This window comes from Streptomyces sp. CA189 (assembly GCF_056428985.1).
This window is the reverse complement of record NZ_JBWJVM010000029.1, coordinates 72998-92816: the sequence shown is the minus strand read 5'-3', so window position 1 is coordinate 92816 and position 19819 is coordinate 72998. Positions and strand designations below refer to the sequence as shown.

The window sequence follows — 19819 nt, the reverse complement described above, 5'->3', positions numbered from 1 at the left end:
CCCCTGCCGGATCATCGCGGTGATCAAGCGCACCGCGCGCGGCTCGCACCGGCTGCGGCAGAACCGGCTCGACGCCGAGCTGCGTACCGATCGACCTGGCCAGGGAGCGGAAGAGCCCGCTGGAGGCCACCTGCTCCGCCAGCGAGGGAACCGGCTTCGGCGCCGCCTTCGCGGCCGCCTTCGCCTGCTTCTCCGCCTCCGCCGCGGCCGCCGCCGCCTCGGCTTCCGCCTCCGCCGCCGCCTGCTCGGCGCTGATCTTCTCGTACGCCGATTCCCGGTCGACCGGCTCCGCGTACCGCGAGTAGAGCAGCGAGGACTTCACCGCCTGGTCCAGCGCGGCCGCGTCGATCGGCGCCATCAGCGACTCCGGGGCCCGCAGCCGGGTCGCCGCCACCGGGGTCGGCGCGCCCTTCTCGCTGAGCACCGTGATCACCGCCTCGCCCGTCCCCAGCTGGGTCAGCAGCTCCTCCAGGTCGTAGTCGGAGTTCGGGAAGGTCTTCGCCGTCGCCTTCAGCGCCTTCGCGTCGTCCGGGGTGAAGGCGCGCAGCGCGTGCTGCACCCGGTTGCCGAGCTGCGCCAGCACGTCGGCCGGCACGTCTTTGGGGGTCTGGGTGACGAAGAAGACGCCGATGCCCTTGGAGCGGATCAGCCGGACCGTCTGCGTGATGGCTTCGAGGAAGGCTTTCGAGGCCCCGTTGAACAGCAGGTGCGCCTCGTCGAAGAAGAAGACCAGCTTGGGCTTCTCCAGATCGCCGACTTCCGGAAGATCCGTGTACAAGTCCGCCAGCAGCCACATCAGGAAAGTGGAGAACAGCTGCGGTTTGTCCTGGACCGCCGGGAGCTCCAGTACGGAGACCAGTCCGCGCCCGTCCGCCGCCGTTCGGAGGAATTCACTGGTGTCGAATTCGGGCTCGCCGAAGAATTCCGCGGCCCCCTGCTGTTCGAAGGCGGTGAGCGCCCGCAGAATCACGCCGGCGGTCACCGTGGAGAGTCCGCCGATGCCCTTCAGCTCGGGCTTTCCCTTGTCCGAGACGAGGAACGCGACGACCGCCCGCAGGTCCTTGAGGTCGATCAGCTCCAGGCCCTTGGTGTCGGCGTAGTGGAAGATCAGCCCCAGCGACTGCTCCTGCGTCTGGTTGAGCTGGAGCACCTTGGACATCAGGACCGGACCGAAGCTCGTCACGGTGGACCGCAGCGGGATTCCGGGGCCGATCCCGCCCAGCGAGTAGAACTCGCTCGGGAAGCCGGAGCCCTCCCATTCCTGGGCCACGTCCTTGGCCCGCTCCTCGATCTTCTCGTTGGCCGTGCCGGGCGCGGAGATCCCCGAGACATCTCCCTTGATGTCCGCGAGGAAGACCGGAACGCCCTGGGCCGACAGCTGCTCGGCGATAAGCTGCAGCGTCTTGGTCTTGCCGGTTCCGGTGGCCCCCGCGACCAGTCCGTGCCGGTTGAGCATCGACAGCGGGATGCGGATCTGGTGCTCCGGCAGGCAGGCCCCGTCCCAGAGCAGGGCCCCCAGATCGAGCGCGGGTCCGGTGAAGGCGTACCCCGCGGCGATCTGGCCGGCAGGGGACGCGGGGTCGGTGCTCTGGCTCATATATCACTCCCGAAATAGCACTATTCGCCACCTTTGCACCGTCATCGCAAGGCTGCGCCCGCAGGCCCCTGCCCGGTAGGCTTTCCGTGTGATCTTCAAGCGCATCGGAAATAGGCGGCCGTACCCCGACCACGGCAGGGAAACCACCCGGCAGTGGGCGGACGTAGCCCCGCGCCCGGTCCGGCTCGACCAGCTTGTGACCACGAAGGGCCAGCTCGACCTCGAAACGCTGCTCGCCGAGGATTCGACCTTCTACGGGGACCTCTTCGCCCACGTCGTGAAGTGGCAGGGCGACCTGTACCTGGAGGACGGCCTGCACCGCGCCGTCCGCGCCGCGCTCCAGCAGCGCCAGGTCCTGCACGCGCGCGTCCTCGAACTGGGCTGATCCGCCCTCCCCGGGCGCCGGGCGGGCCCCGCCCGGGTGTCGGATAGGTCCCGGTTGCGCCTTTCGGGTCAGCCTTGCCCTATCAACAGATGATTCAGTGGGCATCGGCAGCGGTCGGCATTACGCTGCGCACATGAGCATGCTCACTCCCCCTGGCATGGGCGGAAAGTACAAGGTCACGGGAGCGGCTTACCCCCGCATGTCCCGCCCTCGACGCCGCCGCCGGATCGTCCTCGTGGTGCTCGGATCGATCATCGGGCTGGCCCTGATCGCTTACGGGGCCGTGCAGCTCATCGATGTGTTCGGCGGCGACGCGGACAAACGCAAGACCGCCGCCGCGGCCAAGGACTGCGCCACCCCCGCCCCCAAGGCGGGCTCCACCGCCGCCGCCGCGCCGAAGGTCGTCCTCCCGCCGCCCGGCGGGATCACGGTCAACGTCTACAACGCGACCCCGCGCGCGGGCCTCGCCAAGGCCGTCGGCGACGAGCTCAAGGCCCGCGGCTTCACCCTCGGCAAGGTCGGCAACGCCCCCGCCGACTTCGACAAGAAGGTCCCGGGCGCCGGGATACTGCTCGGCTCCCCGCAGACCGACAAGGCCGCCTTCTCCGTCCTGGGCGCCAACCTCGCCGGCGCCACCCAGCAGACCGACACCCGCGAGACCGGGGACATCGACCTGATCCTGGGCGACGCCTTCAAGGAGCTCACGCCGAAGGCCGACGCGGACAAGGCCCTGGCCGCCCTGGCCAACCCCCAGCCCGCGCCCGCCAAGACCTGCTGACCTGCTGAGAAAGCCCGGCCTCCCAAGGGGGGCCGGGCTTCTCGAAGGTGCGGGCTGCTCGGAGCCGGTCCGGGCTACTCCGCCGAGCCGTACATGCGGTCGCCCGCGTCGCCCAGCCCCGGCACGATGTAGCCGTGCTCGTTGAGCCGCTCGTCCACCGCGGCCGTCACCACCGTCACCGGCGTGCCCGCGAGCTCGCGCTCCATGATCTCGACGCCCTCGGGCGCGGCCAGCAGCACCACCGCGGTCACATCGTCCGCACCGCGCTTGATGAGCTCCTTGATCGCCGCGACGAGCGTGCCGCCGGTGGCGAGCATCGGGTCCACCACGTAGACCTGGCGGCCCGAGAGGTCCTCCGGCATGCGCGTCGCGTACGTGGAGGCCTCCAGGGTCTCCTCGTTGCGGACCATGCCGAGGAAGCCGACCTCGGCGGTCGGCAGCAGCCGCACCATGCCGTCGAGCATGCCGAGACCGGCGCGCAGGATCGGTACGACCAGCGGCCGCGGGTAGGAGAGCTTCACGCCGGTGGTCGGGCCGACCGGGGTGACGATGTCGGCCTGCTCGGTGCGCACGTCCCGGGTGGCCTCGTACGCGAGCAGGGTCACCAGCTCGTCGGCGAGCCGCCGGAAGGTGGCGGAGTCGGTGCGCTTGTCGCGCAGGGTGGTGAGTTTGTGCGCCACCAACGGGTGATCCACGACCTGCAAACGCACAACATCCTCCAAGACTCAGCCGCCGCACTTTCACCTGCGACCTGCGACGCCGCTACCTGCGACCCCTCTACCTGCAAAAACGGCCGCAAACACGCGACCAACACCCAAAAGGCTACGCGCTGCGCCCACCCCTTCGCGCCCGAAGCGGCGGCCACGCCCGGAAACCCCTGGAGATGCGACCCGGCCGGACCCCCAGCACGCTGGACTGATGACCAACGCAAGGGTGATCGCCGCAGTCGACGGATCCGAACACAGCCTCAAGGCCCTGGAGTGGGCAAGGACTGCGGCACTGCGCCACGGCGCCGGGCTCGTCGTCGCCCACGTGCTGTCCGACAGCGCCCAGCTGTACGCGGCACGCCGTTCCTCCCTGTACGACCGCGCCGAGCCCGAAGAGGCCGAGGACCCCGTCAGCGTGCGGATACGGGCCCACCTGGCGGCGGGGGGCCCGCTCCCCGCCGAAGTCCGCTACGAGTCCTTGGAGGGCTCGGTCCCGGAGGCCCTCCGGGACATCGGGGAGGGCGCCCGGATGCTGGTGATGGGCTCCCGGGGCCGCGGCGGCTTCGCCGCGCTGCTGCTCGGCTCGAACAGCCGCGCCGTGGCCAGCAGCGCCGCCTGCCCGGTGGTCGTGGTCGCGCACGAGGCGCGCGGAGTGGACGTCGCAGCCCAGCCCTCGGCCGGGCGGGTGGTGCTGGGACTGCACGCCGCGGAGACGCCCGACAACGTACTGGACTTCGCGTTCGCGGAGGCGGCCGCGCGGGCAACGACGCTCCAGGTGGTGTCGGCGTACAGCATCCCGCCGTCGCCGACGATGGTGATCGACAGCCCGTTCGCGGTGATCCCGCCGGAGGCGCTGGTGGGGGAGGACGAGGACGCGGTACCGGCCGAGCGGGAGATGCTCCGCTCCCAGACGGAGCGGCTGGCACCGTTCCGGGCGAAGTACCCGACCGTGCCCGTCGAACAGGCCGCGGTGCCCGGGGACGCGGCCGGACGCCTCGTCGCCACCTCGAACTCGGCGGCGCTGGTCGTCGTGGGCCGCCACCACCCGCGCCGGCACATCCGGTCCCTGATGATCGGCTCGGTCGCGAACGCCGTGCTGCAGCACGCGCACGGGCCGGTGGCGATCGTCCCGACCCTGGCGGAGCCCACGTAGCCGAAGTCGCCGGGATTGTCGGAATCCGACCGAATTCCTGCCGAGCCGTGGCAGAAGGTGGCATCAAACGGCCGGTCCGAGGGAAGGTGGGGGTTCGGGGGGACGGACCGGACCGGACCAGCCAGGGGCGGTGACCCATGCCCGACGACGATCACGAGCCACTGGAGACCACGGCGCAGCGCAGAGCTCGGCGCGCGCAGTTCCTCCGCGACCTGCACGAGGCCCGGGAACTGCGCGACCGGGTGCAGCCCAGACGCGCCCGCGCCGCCCGCATGCGCCAGCAGATGCGCATGCGCACCTTCCGCTGGTGAGCCCCGCAGGGGCCCCTGCGAAGGCCCCTGCGGGGTCCCGCCGGAAGCCCTGCCGGGCGCCCGTACGCCCGCCGCCCGGCCGCCGCCCGGCCGCCGCCCGGCCGCCGTCGCGCCCCCGGCACGAGGCCCCGTACAACACGCGCGGCCAGCGCCACGGCGCGGAAGACCTCTCGCAATGGCTCCGTTTCTGCCACGATGCCGACTGGGCGGGGTACGAAACGGCGAGCACGGCGGCCGTTCCACCCCCACCCACCTCCGGCCGGGGGGAACTCCAACCGGCACGCCTATGACCAGTGGGAGAGTCACGGTGTATTTCGCCGCACTGCTCGCGCGCACCGAAGACGGGTGGGAAGCGAGCGACATGGAACTCGACGATGTCGAGTCTCTGAGTGATCTGATCGATCTCGCCCGCTCCGCCTCTGTCGACGACGACACGGTGGTAGCCCTCATCGAACAGGAGGACACCTGGTTCGGGGTCGTCCGGGTGGACGGCGAGGAGGACCCGCGCTACTACGTGTCCAACGCCTCCGCCGCCTCCCGCAGCTCCTACGGCTCGATGCTGACCGACGAGCTGCTCGGCAAGGACGACGAGGACGACGAACTCGACGAGCTGGACCTCGACGGCACCGAGGACGGCGAGGACGAGGTGGTCGCCTCTTACCCGGACGGCGGACCCTCCGACAGAGACCAGGAGGACGAAGACGACGACTCCGACGACGGCCACGACGTACGGGCCGGATCCGAACCGGCACCCGCCGGGCCGCTCGGCGACCCCAGGCTGCTCGACGACCTCGGGGTGAGCCACAAACAACTGATGACCCTGGACGGGGACGCCCTCTCGGAGATCGCCGAATCGCTCGGCGCCACCGAGGTCCTGGAGTCCGTCCGCTAGTGATCCCCGCACACCACCACACCCCGCAGCCCACCCCGTACGCACCCGATCCCGTACGGGACCCGTGGCAGGACTCCATGCGCCTGGCGCTCCAGGAGGCGGCCCGGGCGGTGCCGGCCGGCGACGTGCCGGTCGGCGCCGTGGTGCTCGGCCCGGACGGGAGGCTCCTCGCCACCGGGCACAACGAGCGGGAGGCGACCGGAGACCCGACGGCACACGCCGAGGTACTGGCGCTGCGCCGGGCGGCCGCCGCCCTCGGGGAATGGCGGCTCCCGGGATGCACCCTCGTGGTGACCCTGGAGCCGTGCGTGATGTGCGCGGGCGCCCTCGTGCAGTCACGGGTGGCCCGGGTCGTCTACGGGGCGGCCGACGAGAAGGCGGGCGCCGCCGGGTCGCTGTGGGACCTCGTACGGGACCGCCGGCTCAACCACCGGCCCGAGGTGATCGCGGGCGTACTCGCGGGGGAGTGCGCGCAGCAGCTCACGGACTTCTTCCGCGACCTCTGAGGGGTGCCGGGGGCATGGATTTCAGAGCACGGGTCTCCTTGGGCTAAGCTCTCTCTCGGTAGCGTGTCCGAGCGGCCGAAGGAGCACGCCTCGAAAGCGTGTGATGGTGCAAGCTATCCGTGGGTTCAAATCCCACCGCTACCGCTCTGATCGAGAGCCCCGCCCCGCAAGGGTCGGGGCTCTTGGCGTTTCCGGGTTCCGGGTCCCGGGCTTTCGGCGTCCGAGGGACACCCGCGTGACCGCCCGCGCCCTCGGCCGTTGTCACGGCATGACCAAGACCCAGCGCATCCTCGCCGCCTTCGCCCTCGCCGGGGCCGCCGCGGGCCTCGCGGCGCCCGCCGCCTCCGCCGCCCCGATCGCCCCGCTCACCCTCCCGGACCTGCCGGCGCCGCAGGGCATGCCGGAGGGCGCCTCGCCGTCCTCGGTCCCGGAGATCGGCGAAAAGGTCGCCGGCGGCCTCAACCAGCTCAACCAGCTGATGGAGCTGCCGAACCAGCTCGCGCCCGTGATCGCCCCGGTACAGCCGATCGCCGACCTGGCCGGCGGTCTGGAGTAACCCTTCGGCGCACAGCGCGAAGAAGGCCCCGACCAGAGTCGGGACCTTCAACGGTTGGGACGGGGGAAGTGGCATCGGGGGGACAAGCCACTTCCCCCGATGAGGACGGAACCTGCCAGTCCAAGCCGCAGTCAGGGGGGAAGCTTGCGGCTCGGACCCCGCAGTGAGGTCCTGTCCCTCGCTCACCGATTTCCTGCCAGAACCGGTGGGCTCGTGTTCAATACTGCGCCTTCCGAGGCCGTCGCCACACCGGCAAAGGGCCTGCGTCGCCGGGCCATTGGTCCTTAAAGGCCGGGTGAGTGTTCGAACCTGACCGGATAGACTCTCCCGACCTTGCAGGACCGGTTGGGGAGGCCGACAGCGCACGTGGAAACCAAGAAGCTGCTCTCGGGCGCCCTCGTCGTCTTCGTCTTCTTCGTCATCATCACTCAGCCCGAAAAAGCCGCCGAAATGGTGAAAATAGGCTTCCAAGGAATCTCGGATGCCGCAACGGCGATCGGCGAGTTCATGACCGAACTGGTGCGCTGAACCCGTACGCTGAAGCGGTTTCCGGACTTCCCGGCCCCCCACTCCGACGGGTGGGGGGCTTTTTGCGTTCCCGCACACGGGGCAAGATGCCCTGTTATGCCCAACTTGCCCTCAACACGGCGATATACGGTGCTTGCACACAGCGCACATGTCTTGTGATGCTATGACCGCTTTTGACGGATGAGTTGATGACGTGACGTGAAGGGGTGGCGTGACCGTGCCGGCCAGTACTGCGCCCGAGGTGCCGCCCCAGCAGGACCCGCAGCAGGAGCACCCGCAGGAACCGCACCGGGACCCCGTGCAGCCTCCGCACCAGGGGTCCCCGCAGGCCCTGCACCAGTCCCCGCACCAGGGCCCGCCGCAGGCTCCGCACCAGGCCCCGCCGCAAGCCCAGCCGCCGGCCTCCCCACCGGCCCCGCCGCAGGAGTCCCACGTACCGCCCCAGCAGGAGGCCCCCGAGGAGCCCCCGGTCGCCCCCAGGCCGCAGAGCCGGGGTGCCGACACCCGGGCGCTCACCCAGGTCCTGTTCGGGCAGCTGAAGGACCTGCAGCCGGGCACCAGCGAGCACTCCCGGGTCCGCGGGGCCCTCATCGAGGCCAACATCCCGCTCGTCCGGTACGCGGCGGCCCGCTTCCGCAGCCGCAACGAGCCGATGGAGGACGTGATCCAGGTCGGCACGATCGGGCTGATCAACGCGATCGACCGGTTCGACCCCGAGCGCGGGGTGCAGTTCCCGACCTTCGCGATGCCGACCGTCGTGGGCGAGATCAAGCGCTACTTCCGCGACAACGTCCGCACGGTCCACGTCCCGCGCCGGCTCCACGAGCTCTGGGTCCAGGTCAACGCCGCCACCGAGGACCTCACCACCCTGCACGGCCGCACCCCGACCACCCCCGAGATCGCCGAGCGGCTGCGCATCAGCGAGGACGAGGTGCTCTCCTGCATCGAGGCCGGCCGCAGCTACCACGCGACCTCCCTGGAGGCCGCCCAGGAGGGCGACGGACTCCCCGGCCTGCTCGACCGCCTCGGCTACGAGGACCCCGAGCTGGCCGGCGTGGAACACCGCGACCTGGTCCGCCACCTCCTCGTACAGCTGCCCGAGCGCGAGCAGCGGATCCTCCTCCTGCGGTACTACAACAATCTGACCCAATCGCAGATCAGCGCCGAGCTCGGCGTCTCCCAGATGCACGTCTCCCGACTCCTCGCCCGGAGCTTCGCCCGGCTGCGATCCGCAAACAGGATCGAGGCCTAACCGGATCGAGTGGAGATCATTCTCCTCGTTTCCTGACACACCGGTAGATTCCCGCCCTAGAGCAGGCCTATCGTGTTCTGTCGCTGGAGATACTTGTCGACATGGCGCTACAGCGTGTTGCCGACATGTGACATTCTGCTGGAACCGCGTTTGCCGCAGCCCCGCCTCCGGTATTCAGGTGGAGGCTGCGTTCCTCCGACGGGCGCGCAGATGAAGCGCGACCGTCCGCGACCTCAAGGGGGTGGCATGTCCGTAGACCAGGGCAGCTCACAGGTGCTCACGCTCGTCAAGCAGCGTGAAGTGCCGGCAGTGTCCCACCGCTCGGAAGCCATCGACACCCGGATCGACACCCGCACCCTCTCCCGCTCCCTCTTCAAGCGGCTCGCCGGCCTCGACGCGGACAGTCCCGAGCGGACGTACGTGCGCGACACCCTGATCGAGCTGAACCTCCCCCTCGTGCGCTACGCGGCGGCTCGCTTCCGCAGCCGCAACGAGCCGATGGAGGACATCGTCCAGGTCGGCACGATCGGGCTGATCAAGGCCATCGACCGGTTCGACTGCGAGCGCGGGGTGGAGTTCCCGACCTTCGCCATGCCGACGGTCGTCGGTGAGATCAAACGGTTCTTCCGGGACACCTCCTGGTCCGTGCGCGTCCCGCGCCGACTCCAGGAGCTGCGCCTCGCCCTCACCAAGGCCAGCGACGAGCTCGCCCAGAAGCTCGACCGCTCGCCGACCGTGCCGGAGCTCGCGGCCGTGCTCGGAGTCTCGGAGGAGGACGTCGTCGACGGCCTCGCCGTGGGCAACGCGTACACCGCCTCCTCGCTCGACTCGCCCTCACCCGAGGACGAGGGCGGCGAGGGCTCGCTCGCAGACCGGCTCGGGTACGAGGACACCGCGCTGGAGGGCGTCGAGTACCGCGAGTCGCTCAAGCCGCTGCTGGCCAAGCTCCCGCCCCGGGAGCGGCAGATCATCATGCTGCGGTTCTTCGCGAACATGACCCAGTCGCAGATCGGCGAGGAGGTCGGCATCTCCCAGATGCACGTCTCCCGGCTGCTCACGCGCACGCTCGCGCAGCTCCGCGTCGGCCTGATCGGCGAGTAGCCTCCGCGGTCACCGGGCACGGGTGCGCGGACAATCCCACGCACCCGCTTCCCAATTGACGGCACGTCAGGAAAACTGCCGGGATGCGAAAGGCATCCCGGTCAGCCGCCCTCCTCGTCCTGTGCGCCACGTCCGCCGCCGCCCTGACCGGCTGCGGCGGCCCGGCGCGCGAGGGCTACGTGGCCGTGGGCGCGGCCGCTCCGGGCCCCGAGCGGGGCACCGGGGAGAACGTCGCGCCCCAGGCCGGAGTGGAGTTCCAGCCGCTTCCGCAGGCAGTGCCGGGATCCTCCGCGTCCTCCGGCAGCACGCCGGGCAGCACCTCGGCGGAGATCCCGGGCGAGGTCCCGGGCGCCACTCCGGGCGGGGTCCCCGGCGGTACGCCGCCCAGCGCCCCGGGGTCACAGCCACCCGGCGGCACCACCCCGGGCGGAGGCGCGCCCACCACCCCCGGCGGCTCCGGGAACCCGCCCGGCACCGCACCCGGCACCAGGCCTCCCACCACCCCGGGCGGTACGCCCGGCACTCCGTCGATCCCGCCCCCGAAGCCGGGCCCGTCCACCCCGGCGCCGCCTCCGGCCACGCCCGCGAAGCTGAGCATCGGCGCGCCCACCCGTACCGCCACGGCGGAACGCTGGTGCGAGCAGGTCACGGTGACCTTCACCAACACCGGGGGCACCGCGGCCCGTTCGGGCTCGGTCAGTTTCGCGACGCACATCATCGGCGCCCTGGGCGTCGACTGGGCCACCATCAACTCGACCCAGCCGCTGCCCGCCCCGATCGCGGGCGGCACGGCGAAGACGCAGAGCTACCGGATCTGCGTCGAAGCCTGGCGCGTCCCCCTGGGCATGCGCGTGGAGACCCAGAAGGTCACGGCCACCTGGAACTGAGCCGGCGGCCGGGTCTCAGAGCGCGAGCCAGGCCACCACGGCGACCAGGACCACCACGGCGAGGCCGACGCCGATCCACACGCCCGCGCCCGGTCCCGACTTGCGGGCGGCACGGTTCTGCATGCGCGAGCCCGGGACGGCGGGGGCCGGTGCCGGCTCCTCGACGAACGCCCGGAACATCTGGGTGCTGCCCGCGGGGTCGTAGTCACCCTCGGGAGCCTGTGCGTTGTGGTTCGAGTCGTGATTCGCAGCCATGCGCAGGACCCTAGCGGGTTTTCCGATTCCTTTACCGCCCAACCCTTCGATTCATTTGCCTGTAACAACCATCTGCTTCTATGGTTGCCCAAAGCAACGACATTCGGAGGGGGGACCCGGTGACCGCGCCGCCTGTGGAGACCGCGCCGCTTGTGGAGACCGCACCGCCCGCACCGCCCGCACCGCCCGTGGAGACCACACCGGTCGCAGAGGCCACACCAGCCACACCGGCCACACAACCTGCCACGCGTCACGCCGAACTGGCCCGTCAGCTCACCGGCATCGGCGCCGTCAAGCGCGACCTCGCCCGCACCCTGCCCTCCGACTGCCCGCCCGGTTCGGCGGCCGTGCTCACGGTGCTCGACCGCCACGGCGAGATGCGGCTCAGCCGCCTCTCCGAGTACCTCGCCATCGACATCTCCGTGACGAGCCGGCACGTCGCGCACACCGCCGACCGCGGCTGGATCACCCGCGACACCGACCCCGGCGACGCCCGCTGCCGGATCCTGCGCCTGACCCCGGCCGGCCGCGCACTCCTCGCCGAGCTCGGCGCCCGCCACACCACCGCGCTGGAGAAGGCCCTGGCCGACTGGTCCGACGCGGACATCGACCACCTCACCGTCCTGCTCGCCCGGCTCCGATCGAGCTTCACGCTTCCAGACAGCTAGACCGAAGGAAACACATGGCTACGACCACACCCACCGGTGTGCGGGGAGGCGGCCGGCCGGAGACCACGTCCGACAGCGCGCCCATGACCCACCCGCAGATCATGAAGGCGCTCTCCGGGCTGATGCTCGGCATGTTCGTGGCGATCCTGTCCTCCACGATCGTCTCCAACGCGCTGCCCCAGATCATCGGCGACCTCGGCGGCACCCAGTCCTCGTACACCTGGGTGGTCACGGCCGCCCTGCTCTCGATGACGGCGTCCACCCCGCTCTGGGGCAAGCTGTCCGACCTCTTCAGCAAGAAGCTGCTGGTCCAGATATCCCTGGTGATCTACGTCCTCGGCTCGATGGTCGCCGGCATGTCCCAGAACACCGGCATGCTCATCGCCTGCCGCGTGGTCCAGGGCATCGGCGTCGGCGGCCTCTCCGCCCTCGCCCAGATCGTGATGGCCGCGATGATCTCCCCGCGCGAGCGCGGCCGGTACAGCGGCTACCTCGGCGCGGTCTTCGCCGTCGCCACCGTCGGCGGCCCGCTGCTCGGCGGGGTCATCACCGACACGAGCTGGCTCGGCTGGCGCTGGTGCTTCTACGTCGGCATCCCGTTCGCCGTCATCGCCCTGGTCGTGCTCCAGCGCACCCTGCACCTGCCCGTCGTCCGCCGCGACGTCAAGGTCGACTGGCTCGGCGCCTTCCTGATCAGCGGCTCCGTCTCGCTCCTGCTGATCTGGGTGACCCAGGCCGGCAGCTCGTACGACTGGATCTCCTGGCAGACCTGGGCGATGACCGGCGGCGCGCTCGCCCTCGGCCTGCTCTTCGTCCTCGTCGAGTCCAGGGCGAGCGACCCGATCATTCCGCTGCGCCTCTTCCGCAACAAGACCATCAGCCTCGCCTCGGCGGCCTCGCTCTTCGTCGGCATCGCGATGTTCTCGGGCACCGTGTTTTTCAGCCAGTTCTTCCAGTTGGCCCGCGGCGAGTCCCCCACGATGTCCGGAATCCTCACGATTCCGATGATCGGCGGACTCTTCGTCTCCTCCACCGTTTCCGGTCAGGTCATCACCAAGACCGGCAAGTGGAAGGCCTGGCTCGTCTCCGGCGGTGTACTCCTGACGGCCGGACTCGGCCTGCTGGGCACCCTGCGGCACGACACCCCGTACTGGCACATCGCGATCTACATGGCGCTGACCGGCCTCGGCCTCGGCATGATGATGCAGAACCTGGTCCTCGCCTCCCAGAACCAGGTGGCCCCCGAGGACCTCGGCGCCGCCAGCTCGGTCGTCACCTTCTTCCGCTCGCTCGGTGGCGCGATGGGCGTCTCCGCCCTAGGCGCGGTCATGGCCAACCGGGTCACCCACTATGTCCAGGACGGCCTCGCCGCGCTCGGCCCGAAGGCGGCGGCCATGGGCCACGGCGGCACCGGCGGGGGCGCGATCCCCGACCTCGACAAGCTGCCCGAGCCCTTCCGCACGGTCGTCGAGTCCGCGTACGGGCACGGCGTCGGCGACGTCTTCCTCTACGCCGCCCCCACCGCGCTGCTCGCGCTGGTGCTGGTGGTGTTCATCAAGGAGGTCGCCCTGAGGTCGAAGCCGGCGGCCCACGAGCCGGCCGCCGCCTCGGCGGAGTAGCCCGGCGGTCTACGGGGCTGCGGGCGCGGCGGAGACTGCCGGTGCGGCGGGCGCCGGTGCGGCGGGTGCTGTGGGCCCCGTGTGCGCCTCGATCCCGGCGATCAGGACGTTGAGCGCGAGGCCGAACTCCCCGTCGGGCGGCCGCCGGACCGTGCCTCCGCAGCCGTGCAGGAACTGGGAGACGGCCAACTGGGCCCCGGCGCGGGTGGCGTCCGTCAGGCCGGTGGAGTCCAGCAGCCCGTGCAGGGCGGCGTCGAAGGACCGCGCGTGCGGGCCGATGTTCGGATACGCGGCGGTGAGGGGAGCCACCCACGGGTGGTCCACGAGCAGCCTCCGGTAGCCGCGGGCCAGTTCGAGCAGATCGTGCTTGGTGTCGACGTACCAGTACAGGGACATCGCGGTGACCCCGAGCCCGGCGGCGAGCCGCCTCATGGAGAACCGGGCCAACCCCTCCGCGTCCAGCAGCCGTACGGCCGCGGCCGTGATCCGCTCCCGGTCGAGTCCGGCGGTGGCCTCGCCGCGCCGCCGGGCGGACGGAGCCGGCCGTACGGCCAGCCAGACGCTGGTCCGGGCCGTGCCGGGATCGGCCGGGATGACCATGGAGGCATCCTCCTCACGAGCGCGGGACCAGCCCGGAATGCCCGGTCCGCCCCCTTGATGCTAGGGCCTGCCGCCACCTTCCCGTCCGCACCTTCCCGTCGTCACCCGGAGGCCGGCCCCGCGGGGCCGGCTCGGGGTTCCGGCGGGTTTCAGGGCGTCGTCGACGCCTGCGACGTCGGTGCGGTGAGGTCGTAGAAGGTGGCTCCGCCGATCGTGGAGGCCGCGAAGTTGGCCTTGACCCAGGTCTCGATGGAGCTGCTCACACCCCCGCCGGGGCCGCCCCCGCCGCGGGTCGCGGTGCCGGTCTCGGCGCCGCCGGTCTCTCCGCCGGCTCCGGCGCCGCCGGCCCCCGCGCTGCTCTGGCCGATGAAGTAGTGGATCTTCCCGGCGCTCACGTACTCCTTGAACTGCTCCAGGGTGGGAGAGGGGTCGCTGCCGTTGAAGCCGCCGATGGCCATCACGGGCCGCTCCGAAGCCAGCTGGTAACTCGCCGCGTTCTGCGAGCCGATGGCGGCCGCCGCCCACGTGTACCGGTCCGCTTCGGCGCGCAGCGCGGCCGTGGCCTCGGCGCTGGTCCTCGTCCCGCCGAGCAGGCCGCCCATGCCGCCTCCGCCCGGGCCGCCGCCGGTCCGGGTGCTCCGGCCGTCGTCGGCGGGCTGGTTGCCGCCGGGTGCCTGGCCGCCCTGGGCTTGGCCGCCCTTGGGCATGCCCTGCGGTGCGGCACCGCCGCCGGGCATCCCGCCGCTGCCTGGCATCTCGGAGCCGCGCATCCCGCCGCCGGGGCCGCCGCGGCCGCCCGCGACCGCGGGGCCCGCCGTGACGATCGAGCCCGTGTGCGGGGTGGTCACGGTGGTCAGGCAGTACGCGAGGGGTCCGGCCAGGGCCACGCCCAGGCCGACTGCCGCCACGCCGAGTGCGGTACGGCGGCCCAGCCGCGCGGCGAACGGCAGCAGCAGGGCCGTGCCGAGTCCGACAGCGAGGACCGACCAGCGCAACCACGCCACGTACTCCGCGGAGCGGCCGAGCAACACGAAGGCCCAGTACGACGTGAGTGCCAGGGTCCCGGAGAGTGCGAGGGAGGCGGCCCGACTGCCCCGCTCCTCCCAGAGCACGGCGATGCCCATGCCGACCAGGGCGGCGGTGTAGGGGGCCAGGGCGACGGTGTAGTACTCGTGGAAGATGCCCTGCATGAAGCTGAAGACCACCGCGGTGATCAGCAGCGCCCCGCCCCAGGCGAGGAAGGCCGCGCGGGCCATGCCCTCCAGGGTGTCGGTGGCCCGGCGGGCCCGCCAGGTGACCACGAGGCCCGCGACGAGCAGGATCAGCGCGGCGGGCAGCAGCCAGCCGATCTGGCCGCCGATGTTGGAGGAGAACAACCGGTCGATGCCGGTCTCTCCCCAACTCATCCCGCCGCCACCGCCACCGCCGCCACCGCCGCCGACGCTGCCGGTCTCCTCGCCGTTGATCCGGCCGAGGCCGTTGTAGCCGAGGGTCAGTTCCAGGAAGGAGTTGGTCTGCGAGCCCCCGATGTACGGGCGGGAGGAGGCGGGCCACAGTTCGACGACCGCCACCCACCAGCCGCCGGCCAGCACCATCGCCAGCGTGGAGAGCAGCAGCTGCCCGAGGCGCCTGCGCAGCCGGGTCGGCGCGCAGACCGCGTACAGCAGGGCGAGGGGCGGCAGGATGACGAAGGCCTGCAGGGTCTTGGTCAGGAAGGCGAAGCCGACCGCGACCCCGGCCCAGACGAGCCACTTGGTGTGCGCCCCGTCGAGGGCCCTGAGCACGCAGTACACGGTGACGGTCATCAGCAGGGTCAGCAGCGCGTCGGGGTTGTTGAAGCGGAACATCAGCGCGGCCACGGGCGTGAGCGCGAAGACGGCTCCGCTGATCAGGGCCGCCGCCGGGCCGAACTGGCGGCGTACGGCGGCGTAGAGCACGGCGGTCGTGCCGACGCCCATGAGGGCCTGGGGGACCAGGATCTGCCAGGCGCCGAGCCCGAAGAGCCGGACCGACAGCATCATGGGCCACAGCGCGGCCGGGGGTTTGTCGACGGTGATGGAGTTCGCGGCGTCGGAGGAGCCGAAGAAGAAGGCCTTCCAGCTCTCGCTGCCCGCCTGGACCGCGGCGGAGTAGAAGGAGTTGGCGTAGCCGGAGGCCCCCAGGTCCCACAGCAGCAGGACGGCGGTGGCGAGGAGCAGCCCGAGGTGGGCGGGGCGTTCCCAGCCGGGCCGGGCGGCGTGCGCCCGGACCGCCCTGTGGGATGGGGCGGCCGGGGAGGGCGGGTGGAGCGGTAGCGCTGCCGTGGTCATCAGGAGTGGTCCTTCGCGGGAGTGGCGCGCCGTTCGGGGAAGACCCAGGCGCGGAAGAGCAGGAACCGCAGCACGGTGGCTGCGAGGTTGGCGGTGATCAGGACGGCCAGCTCGGTGCTGTGCCCCGGCTCGGCGGTGGCGGCCCCGAGGGCGGCGAGCGAACCGCTGGTCAGGGCCAGTCCGATGGCGAACACCACGAGCCCCTGGGCCTGGTGGCGAACGGCGCGGGCCCGGCCGCGGACCCCGAAGGTGAGCCGGCGGTTGGCTGCGGTGTTGGCGACGGCGGAGAGCAGCAGCGCGGCGGCGTTGGCGAGCTGGGGGCCGGCGGCGGTACGGGCCGCGGAGTAGAGGAGCAGGTAGAGGAGGGTGGACAGGGCGCCGACCACGCAGAAGCCCAGGAGCTGGCGGGCCAGCCCGCGCGGCACCCCGGGCAGGGCGGTGCGGTCGCGCGGGTCGTCTCCGAAGGGGCGCGCGAGCCGGTCCAGCGGCAGCGCGCCGACGGCCAGCGCCCTGCCCACCCGCCAGACGCCCTTGAGGTCCTCGGCGGCGGTGCGGGCGATGTGCACGGTGGAATCGGGGTCGTCGACCCAGTCCACCGGGACCTCGTGGATCCGCAGCCCGGCACGCTCGGCGAGGACCAGCAGCTCGGTGTCGAAGAACCAGCCGGAGTCCTCCACGAGCGGCAGCAGCCGGGTCGCGACCTCGCGGCGGATCGCCTTGAAGCCGCACTGGGCGTCGCTGAAGCGGGCGGAGAGCGAGGAGCGCAGGAGCAGGTTGTAGGCGCGGGAGATGAACTCCCGCTTCGCTCCCCGGACCACCCGCGAGGAGCGTGCCAGGCGGGTTCCGATGGCGAGGTCGGAGTGGCCGGAGATCAGCGGGGCGACCAGTGGCAGCAGCGCGTTGAGGTCGGTGGAGAGGTCCACGTCCATGTACGCGAGGACGGGCGCGTCCGACTCCCCCCACACGGTGCGCAGGGCCCGGCCGCGGCCCTTCTGCTCCAGCCGGGTGCTGCGTACCCCGGCCACGGAGGCGGCGAGGGCGGCCGCGACCTCGGGGGTGCGGTCGGTGCTCGCGTTGTCGGCGATGGTGATGCGGAAGGGGTACGGGAAGGTCCGGGTGAGGTGCTCGTGCAGCCTGCGCACGCAGGGACCGAGGTCCGTCTCCTCGTTGAAGACCGGGATCACCACGTCGAGGACGGGCTCACCCGGTGCGGGCGCGAGGGGCGCCCGCACCGGGAGCGCTCCGGGAGAGGTGTCGGTAGGCATGCCCCGACCCTCCCGGGCCGGGCTGTCACCGCTGTGTGCTGACCCTGTGGCCCGTCTGTGAGTCCGTCTCTGAGTCCGTCTGCGCGGCAGTGGGAGCCGCGGGGTCGGCGAGGGGGAGCAGGACCTCGAAGGAGGTGTGGCCGGGGGTGCTGCGGACACCGACCTGGCCGCCGTGGGCCGAGACCACGGCGGCCACGATGGCCAGGCCGAGGCCGGTGGAGCCCGCCGAGCGGGAGCGGGAGGCGTCGCCGCGGGCGAAACGCTCGAAGACGTGCGGCAACAGCTCGGGCGGGATGCCGGGGCCGTCGTCCTCGATCCGGAGCCGGACGGTGGATGTTTCACGTGAAACATGCGCCGTGACGGTGGTGCCGGGCGGGGTGTGGGTCCGGGCGTTGGCCAGCAGGTTCACCAGCACCTGCTGGATCCGGGCCGGGTCGCCGTGAACGGGCGCCGGTTCCGTGGGGAGTTCCAGGCGCCAGTGGTGGTCCTGGCCGGCGGCCCGGGCGTCGCTGACGGCGTCCACGACCAGCGGGGCCAGGTCGGTGTCGGAGGTGGACAGCGGGCGGCCCGCGTCGAGCCGGGCCAGCAGCAGCAGGTCCTCCACCAGACCGGTCATCCGGGTGGCTTCGGACTCGATCCGGCCCAGGGCGTGCCGGGTATCGGGGCCCGGCTCCTCGCGGCCCCGGCGGGTCAGTTCGGCGTAGCCGCGGATCGAGGCCAGCGGGGTGCGCAGCTCGTGGCTGGCGTCGGCGACGAACTGCCGGACCCGGGTCTCGCTCTGCTGGCGTGCGGTCAGGGCCGAGGAGACGTGGCCCAGCATCCGGTTGAGGGCGGCGCCGACCTGCCCGACCTCGGTACGGGGGTCGGCCTCTGCGTCGGGGACCCGCTCGTGCAGGGCGGGCTCGCCGCTGTGCAGGGTGAGTTCGGAGACCCGGGTGGCGGTGGCGGCGACCCGGCGCAGCGGGCGCAGGGCGACACCGACCAGGGCCTGTCCGGCGAGGGAGGCCGCGATCAGCCCGGCGAGGGTGACGAAGACCTCCACCGCGATCAGGGTGTGCACGGTGGAGTCGACCTCGGAGAGCGGAAACCCGAGTACGACGCTGCCGCCGCCGCCGCTGCCGCCGCTGCCGCCGGGCGCGGTCAGCGCCCGGTAGCCGCCGAGGCCGGGCAGGTTCAGTTCGACCGGGTCGCCGGGAGGGCCGTCGGCTGCCTCGCGGGCGGCCTCGGCGAGGGCGGAGGCCTGCTCCGCGGTGAGGGGCGGGTGGCCGCCGGGCCCTGATCCGCCGACGACGGCGCTGCGCTGACTGCGGACGCTGTCGATGATCTTGCCCGCGGCGTCGAGGCGGACCCCGACGGCTCCCAGCGGGGATCCGGGGGCCAGGACGATGCCGAGGTTGCTCTCCCGGGTCAGCTTGCCGGCGCCCGGGCGGCTCGCCATCTCGACGGAGACGCGCAGTTGTTCGTCGACCTTGTCGACCAGGTACGAGCGCAGCGCGACGGTGGTGACGGTGCTGATGGCCGCGCCGACGACGGCGATGAGCGCCACCGCCGAGACGACGAGCCGGGTCCGCAGCGACCAGGGCCGACGGCTCCGGCGGGGACGGCGGGAGCCGGCGGGACGCCCGGGGCGGCCCTGCCGGGGCTCGCCGACCGCCACTAGTCGGCCGGCTTGATCAGGTAGCCGGCGCCCCGCCGGGTGTGGATCATCGGCGGGAGGCCGGTGCCGCCCTCCAGCTTGCGCCGCAGGTAGGAGATGTACAGCTCGACGACGTTGGCCTGACCGCCGAAGTCGTAGGACCACACGCGGTCCAGGATCTGGGCCTTGCTCAACACCCGGCGCGGGTTGCGCATCAGGTAGCGCAGCAGCTCGAACTCGGTCGCGGTCAGGTGGACGTCCTGGCCGCCCCGGGTCACTTCGTGGCTGTCCTCGTCAAGCCGCAGGTCGCCGACCTGCAGCACCGACCCGCCGCGCGCGGCCTGCGCCGCACCGGAGCGCCGGACCAGACCGCGCAGCCGGGCGACGACCTCCTCCAGGCTGAAGGGCTTGGTGACGTAGTCGTCGCCGCCCGCCGTCAGACCCGCGATGCGGTCCTCGACCGAGTCCTTCGCGGTCAGGAACAGCACCGGGACCTGCGGGAGCTCCCGGCGGAGGCGGCCCAGGACGGCCAGCCCGTCCATATCGGGGAGCATGATGTCGAGCAGGACGACGTCGGGGCGGAACTCCCGTGCCGCGCGCACCGCGCCCGCGCCGTCGCCCGCGCTGCGGACCTCGCAGCCCTCGTAGCGCAGGGCCATCGAGAGCAGCTCGGAGAGGGCGGCCTCGTCGTCCACGACGAGGACCCGGCACGGGGTGCCGTCGGGCCGGACGAGGGCCGTGTGGTTGCCGGTGGACGTGGACGCGTGGGAAGTGGTCGTCGCAGTCATGCGTACACGCTGGCCGCCGCCCGTGA

General features: G+C 72.0%; 20 protein-coding genes, 1 tRNA gene and 1 pseudogene. 14 read left to right on the top strand and 8 right to left on the bottom strand.

Annotated features, from left to right (window positions below; translation table 11 throughout):
- Positions 1-1597: helicase HerA-like domain-containing protein (locus AC061S_RS22175; protein WP_478687683.1), on the bottom strand; the 1597-nt coding region annotated here is incomplete at its 3' end.
- Positions 1598-1685: 88 nt separating this feature from the next.
- Between AC061S_RS22175 and AC061S_RS22170 the strand changes: the two genes are divergently transcribed.
- Both AC061S_RS22170 and AC061S_RS22165 read left to right on the top strand, forming a co-directional pair.
- Positions 1686-1982 (top strand): type II toxin-antitoxin system VapB family antitoxin, encoded by a 297-nt coding sequence (locus AC061S_RS22170; protein ID WP_112446725.1) that lies wholly within the window; start codon positions 1686-1688, stop codon positions 1980-1982.
- Positions 1983-2115: 133 nt separating this feature from the next.
- Positions 2116-2760, top strand: a complete 645-nt coding sequence (locus AC061S_RS22165; RefSeq protein ID WP_478687682.1) for a LytR C-terminal domain-containing protein — start codon at positions 2116-2118, stop codon at positions 2758-2760.
- Positions 2761-2834: 74 nt separating this feature from the next.
- Here the strand turns inward: AC061S_RS22165 and upp are convergent, their stop codons facing one another.
- The gene (gene upp, locus AC061S_RS22160) at positions 2835-3470 is read right to left on the bottom strand and encodes a uracil phosphoribosyltransferase (protein WP_267758966.1); all 636 of its coding nucleotides are present in this window, start codon (positions 3468-3470) and stop codon (positions 2835-2837) included.
- A gap of 208 nt (positions 3471-3678) precedes the next feature.
- Here upp and AC061S_RS22155 point away from each other — a divergent pair, with 208 nt between their 5' ends.
- The 10 genes from AC061S_RS22155 to AC061S_RS22110 all read left to right on the top strand — a co-directional run bounded on the left by AC061S_RS22155 (position 3679) and on the right by AC061S_RS22110 (position 10653).
- A complete protein-coding gene (locus tag AC061S_RS22155) occupies positions 3679-4620 on the top strand; it encodes a universal stress protein (RefSeq protein ID WP_478687681.1) in 942 nt (313 codons plus the stop codon).
- 137 nt (positions 4621-4757) lie between these two features.
- A complete protein-coding gene (locus AC061S_RS22150; protein WP_243341832.1) occupies positions 4758-4931 on the top strand; it encodes a hypothetical protein in 174 nt (57 codons plus the stop codon).
- A gap of 307 nt (positions 4932-5238) precedes the next feature.
- Positions 5239-5823, top strand: coding sequence for a tRNA adenosine deaminase-associated protein (locus AC061S_RS22145; RefSeq protein WP_478687680.1), 585 nt, complete (start codon positions 5239-5241; stop codon positions 5821-5823).
- A gap of 77 nt (positions 5824-5900) precedes the next feature.
- Positions 5901-6329 (top strand): tRNA adenosine(34) deaminase TadA, encoded by a 429-nt coding sequence (gene tadA, locus AC061S_RS22140; RefSeq protein ID WP_478687688.1) that lies wholly within the window; start codon positions 5901-5903, stop codon positions 6327-6329.
- Positions 6330-6386: 57 nt separating this feature from the next.
- Positions 6387-6473: transfer RNA gene (locus AC061S_RS22135), tRNA-Ser, on the top strand.
- A 91-nt stretch (positions 6474-6564) separates the two neighbouring features.
- Positions 6565-6885 carry a hypothetical protein gene (locus tag AC061S_RS22130; protein ID WP_478687679.1) on the top strand — a complete coding sequence of 107 codons (321 nt, stop codon included), beginning with the start codon at positions 6565-6567 and terminating at the stop codon, positions 6883-6885.
- 366 nt (positions 6886-7251) lie between these two features.
- Positions 7252-7413, top strand: coding sequence for a hypothetical protein (locus AC061S_RS22125; RefSeq protein WP_478687678.1), 162 nt, complete (start codon positions 7252-7254; stop codon positions 7411-7413).
- A 331-nt stretch (positions 7414-7744) separates the two neighbouring features.
- A complete protein-coding gene (locus AC061S_RS22120) occupies positions 7745-8665 on the top strand; it encodes an RNA polymerase sigma factor SigF (protein WP_478687687.1) in 921 nt (306 codons plus the stop codon).
- Positions 8666-8911: 246 nt separating this feature from the next.
- The gene (locus tag AC061S_RS22115; RefSeq protein WP_243341827.1) at positions 8912-9766 is read left to right on the top strand and encodes an RNA polymerase sigma factor SigF; all 855 of its coding nucleotides are present in this window, start codon (positions 8912-8914) and stop codon (positions 9764-9766) included.
- An 83-nt stretch (positions 9767-9849) separates the two neighbouring features.
- The gene (locus AC061S_RS22110) at positions 9850-10653 is read left to right on the top strand and encodes a hypothetical protein (protein ID WP_478687677.1); all 804 of its coding nucleotides are present in this window, start codon (positions 9850-9852) and stop codon (positions 10651-10653) included.
- A 15-nt stretch (positions 10654-10668) separates the two neighbouring features.
- Here the strand turns inward: AC061S_RS22110 and AC061S_RS22105 are convergent, their stop codons facing one another.
- Complete coding sequence (locus tag AC061S_RS22105; protein ID WP_478687676.1) at positions 10669-10908, bottom strand: hypothetical protein; 240 nt, start codon at positions 10906-10908, stop codon at positions 10669-10671.
- A gap of 260 nt (positions 10909-11168) precedes the next feature.
- On the opposite strand from AC061S_RS22105, the gene AC061S_RS22100 reads away from it, so the two are divergent.
- Together AC061S_RS22100 and AC061S_RS22095 are read left to right on the top strand one after the other, a co-directional pair.
- Positions 11169-11576 (top strand): MarR family winged helix-turn-helix transcriptional regulator, encoded by a 408-nt coding sequence (locus tag AC061S_RS22100; RefSeq protein WP_478687686.1) that lies wholly within the window; start codon positions 11169-11171, stop codon positions 11574-11576.
- A gap of 83 nt (positions 11577-11659) precedes the next feature.
- Positions 11660-13189: pseudogene (locus AC061S_RS22095) on the top strand (MDR family MFS transporter); the annotation flags it as partial.
- A gap of 15 nt (positions 13190-13204) precedes the next feature.
- Here the strand turns inward: AC061S_RS22095 and AC061S_RS22090 are convergent.
- The 5 genes from AC061S_RS22090 to AC061S_RS22070 all read right to left on the bottom strand — a co-directional run bounded on the left by AC061S_RS22090 (position 13205) and on the right by AC061S_RS22070 (position 19793).
- On the bottom strand, positions 13205-13795 hold the full coding sequence (locus AC061S_RS22090; protein ID WP_478687675.1) for a TetR/AcrR family transcriptional regulator: 591 nt from the start codon (positions 13793-13795) through the stop codon (positions 13205-13207).
- A 149-nt stretch (positions 13796-13944) separates the two neighbouring features.
- Positions 13945-16104, bottom strand: coding sequence for a glycosyltransferase family 39 protein (locus AC061S_RS22085; RefSeq protein ID WP_478687674.1), 2160 nt, complete (start codon positions 16102-16104; stop codon positions 13945-13947).
- Complete coding sequence (locus AC061S_RS22080; protein ID WP_478687673.1) at positions 16104-17369, bottom strand: bifunctional glycosyltransferase family 2/GtrA family protein; 1266 nt, start codon at positions 17367-17369, stop codon at positions 16104-16106. The genes AC061S_RS22085 and AC061S_RS22080 overlap by 1 nt, the downstream gene beginning before the upstream one ends.
- A gap of 25 nt (positions 17370-17394) precedes the next feature.
- Positions 17395-18942 carry a sensor histidine kinase gene (locus tag AC061S_RS22075; protein WP_478687685.1) on the bottom strand — a complete coding sequence of 516 codons (1548 nt, stop codon included), beginning with the start codon at positions 18940-18942 and terminating at the stop codon, positions 17395-17397.
- Between the two features lie 83 nt (positions 18943-19025).
- Positions 19026-19793 carry a response regulator transcription factor gene (locus tag AC061S_RS22070; protein ID WP_478687672.1) on the bottom strand — a complete coding sequence of 256 codons (768 nt, stop codon included), beginning with the start codon at positions 19791-19793 and terminating at the stop codon, positions 19026-19028.
- Positions 19794-19819 lie beyond the last annotated feature (26 nt).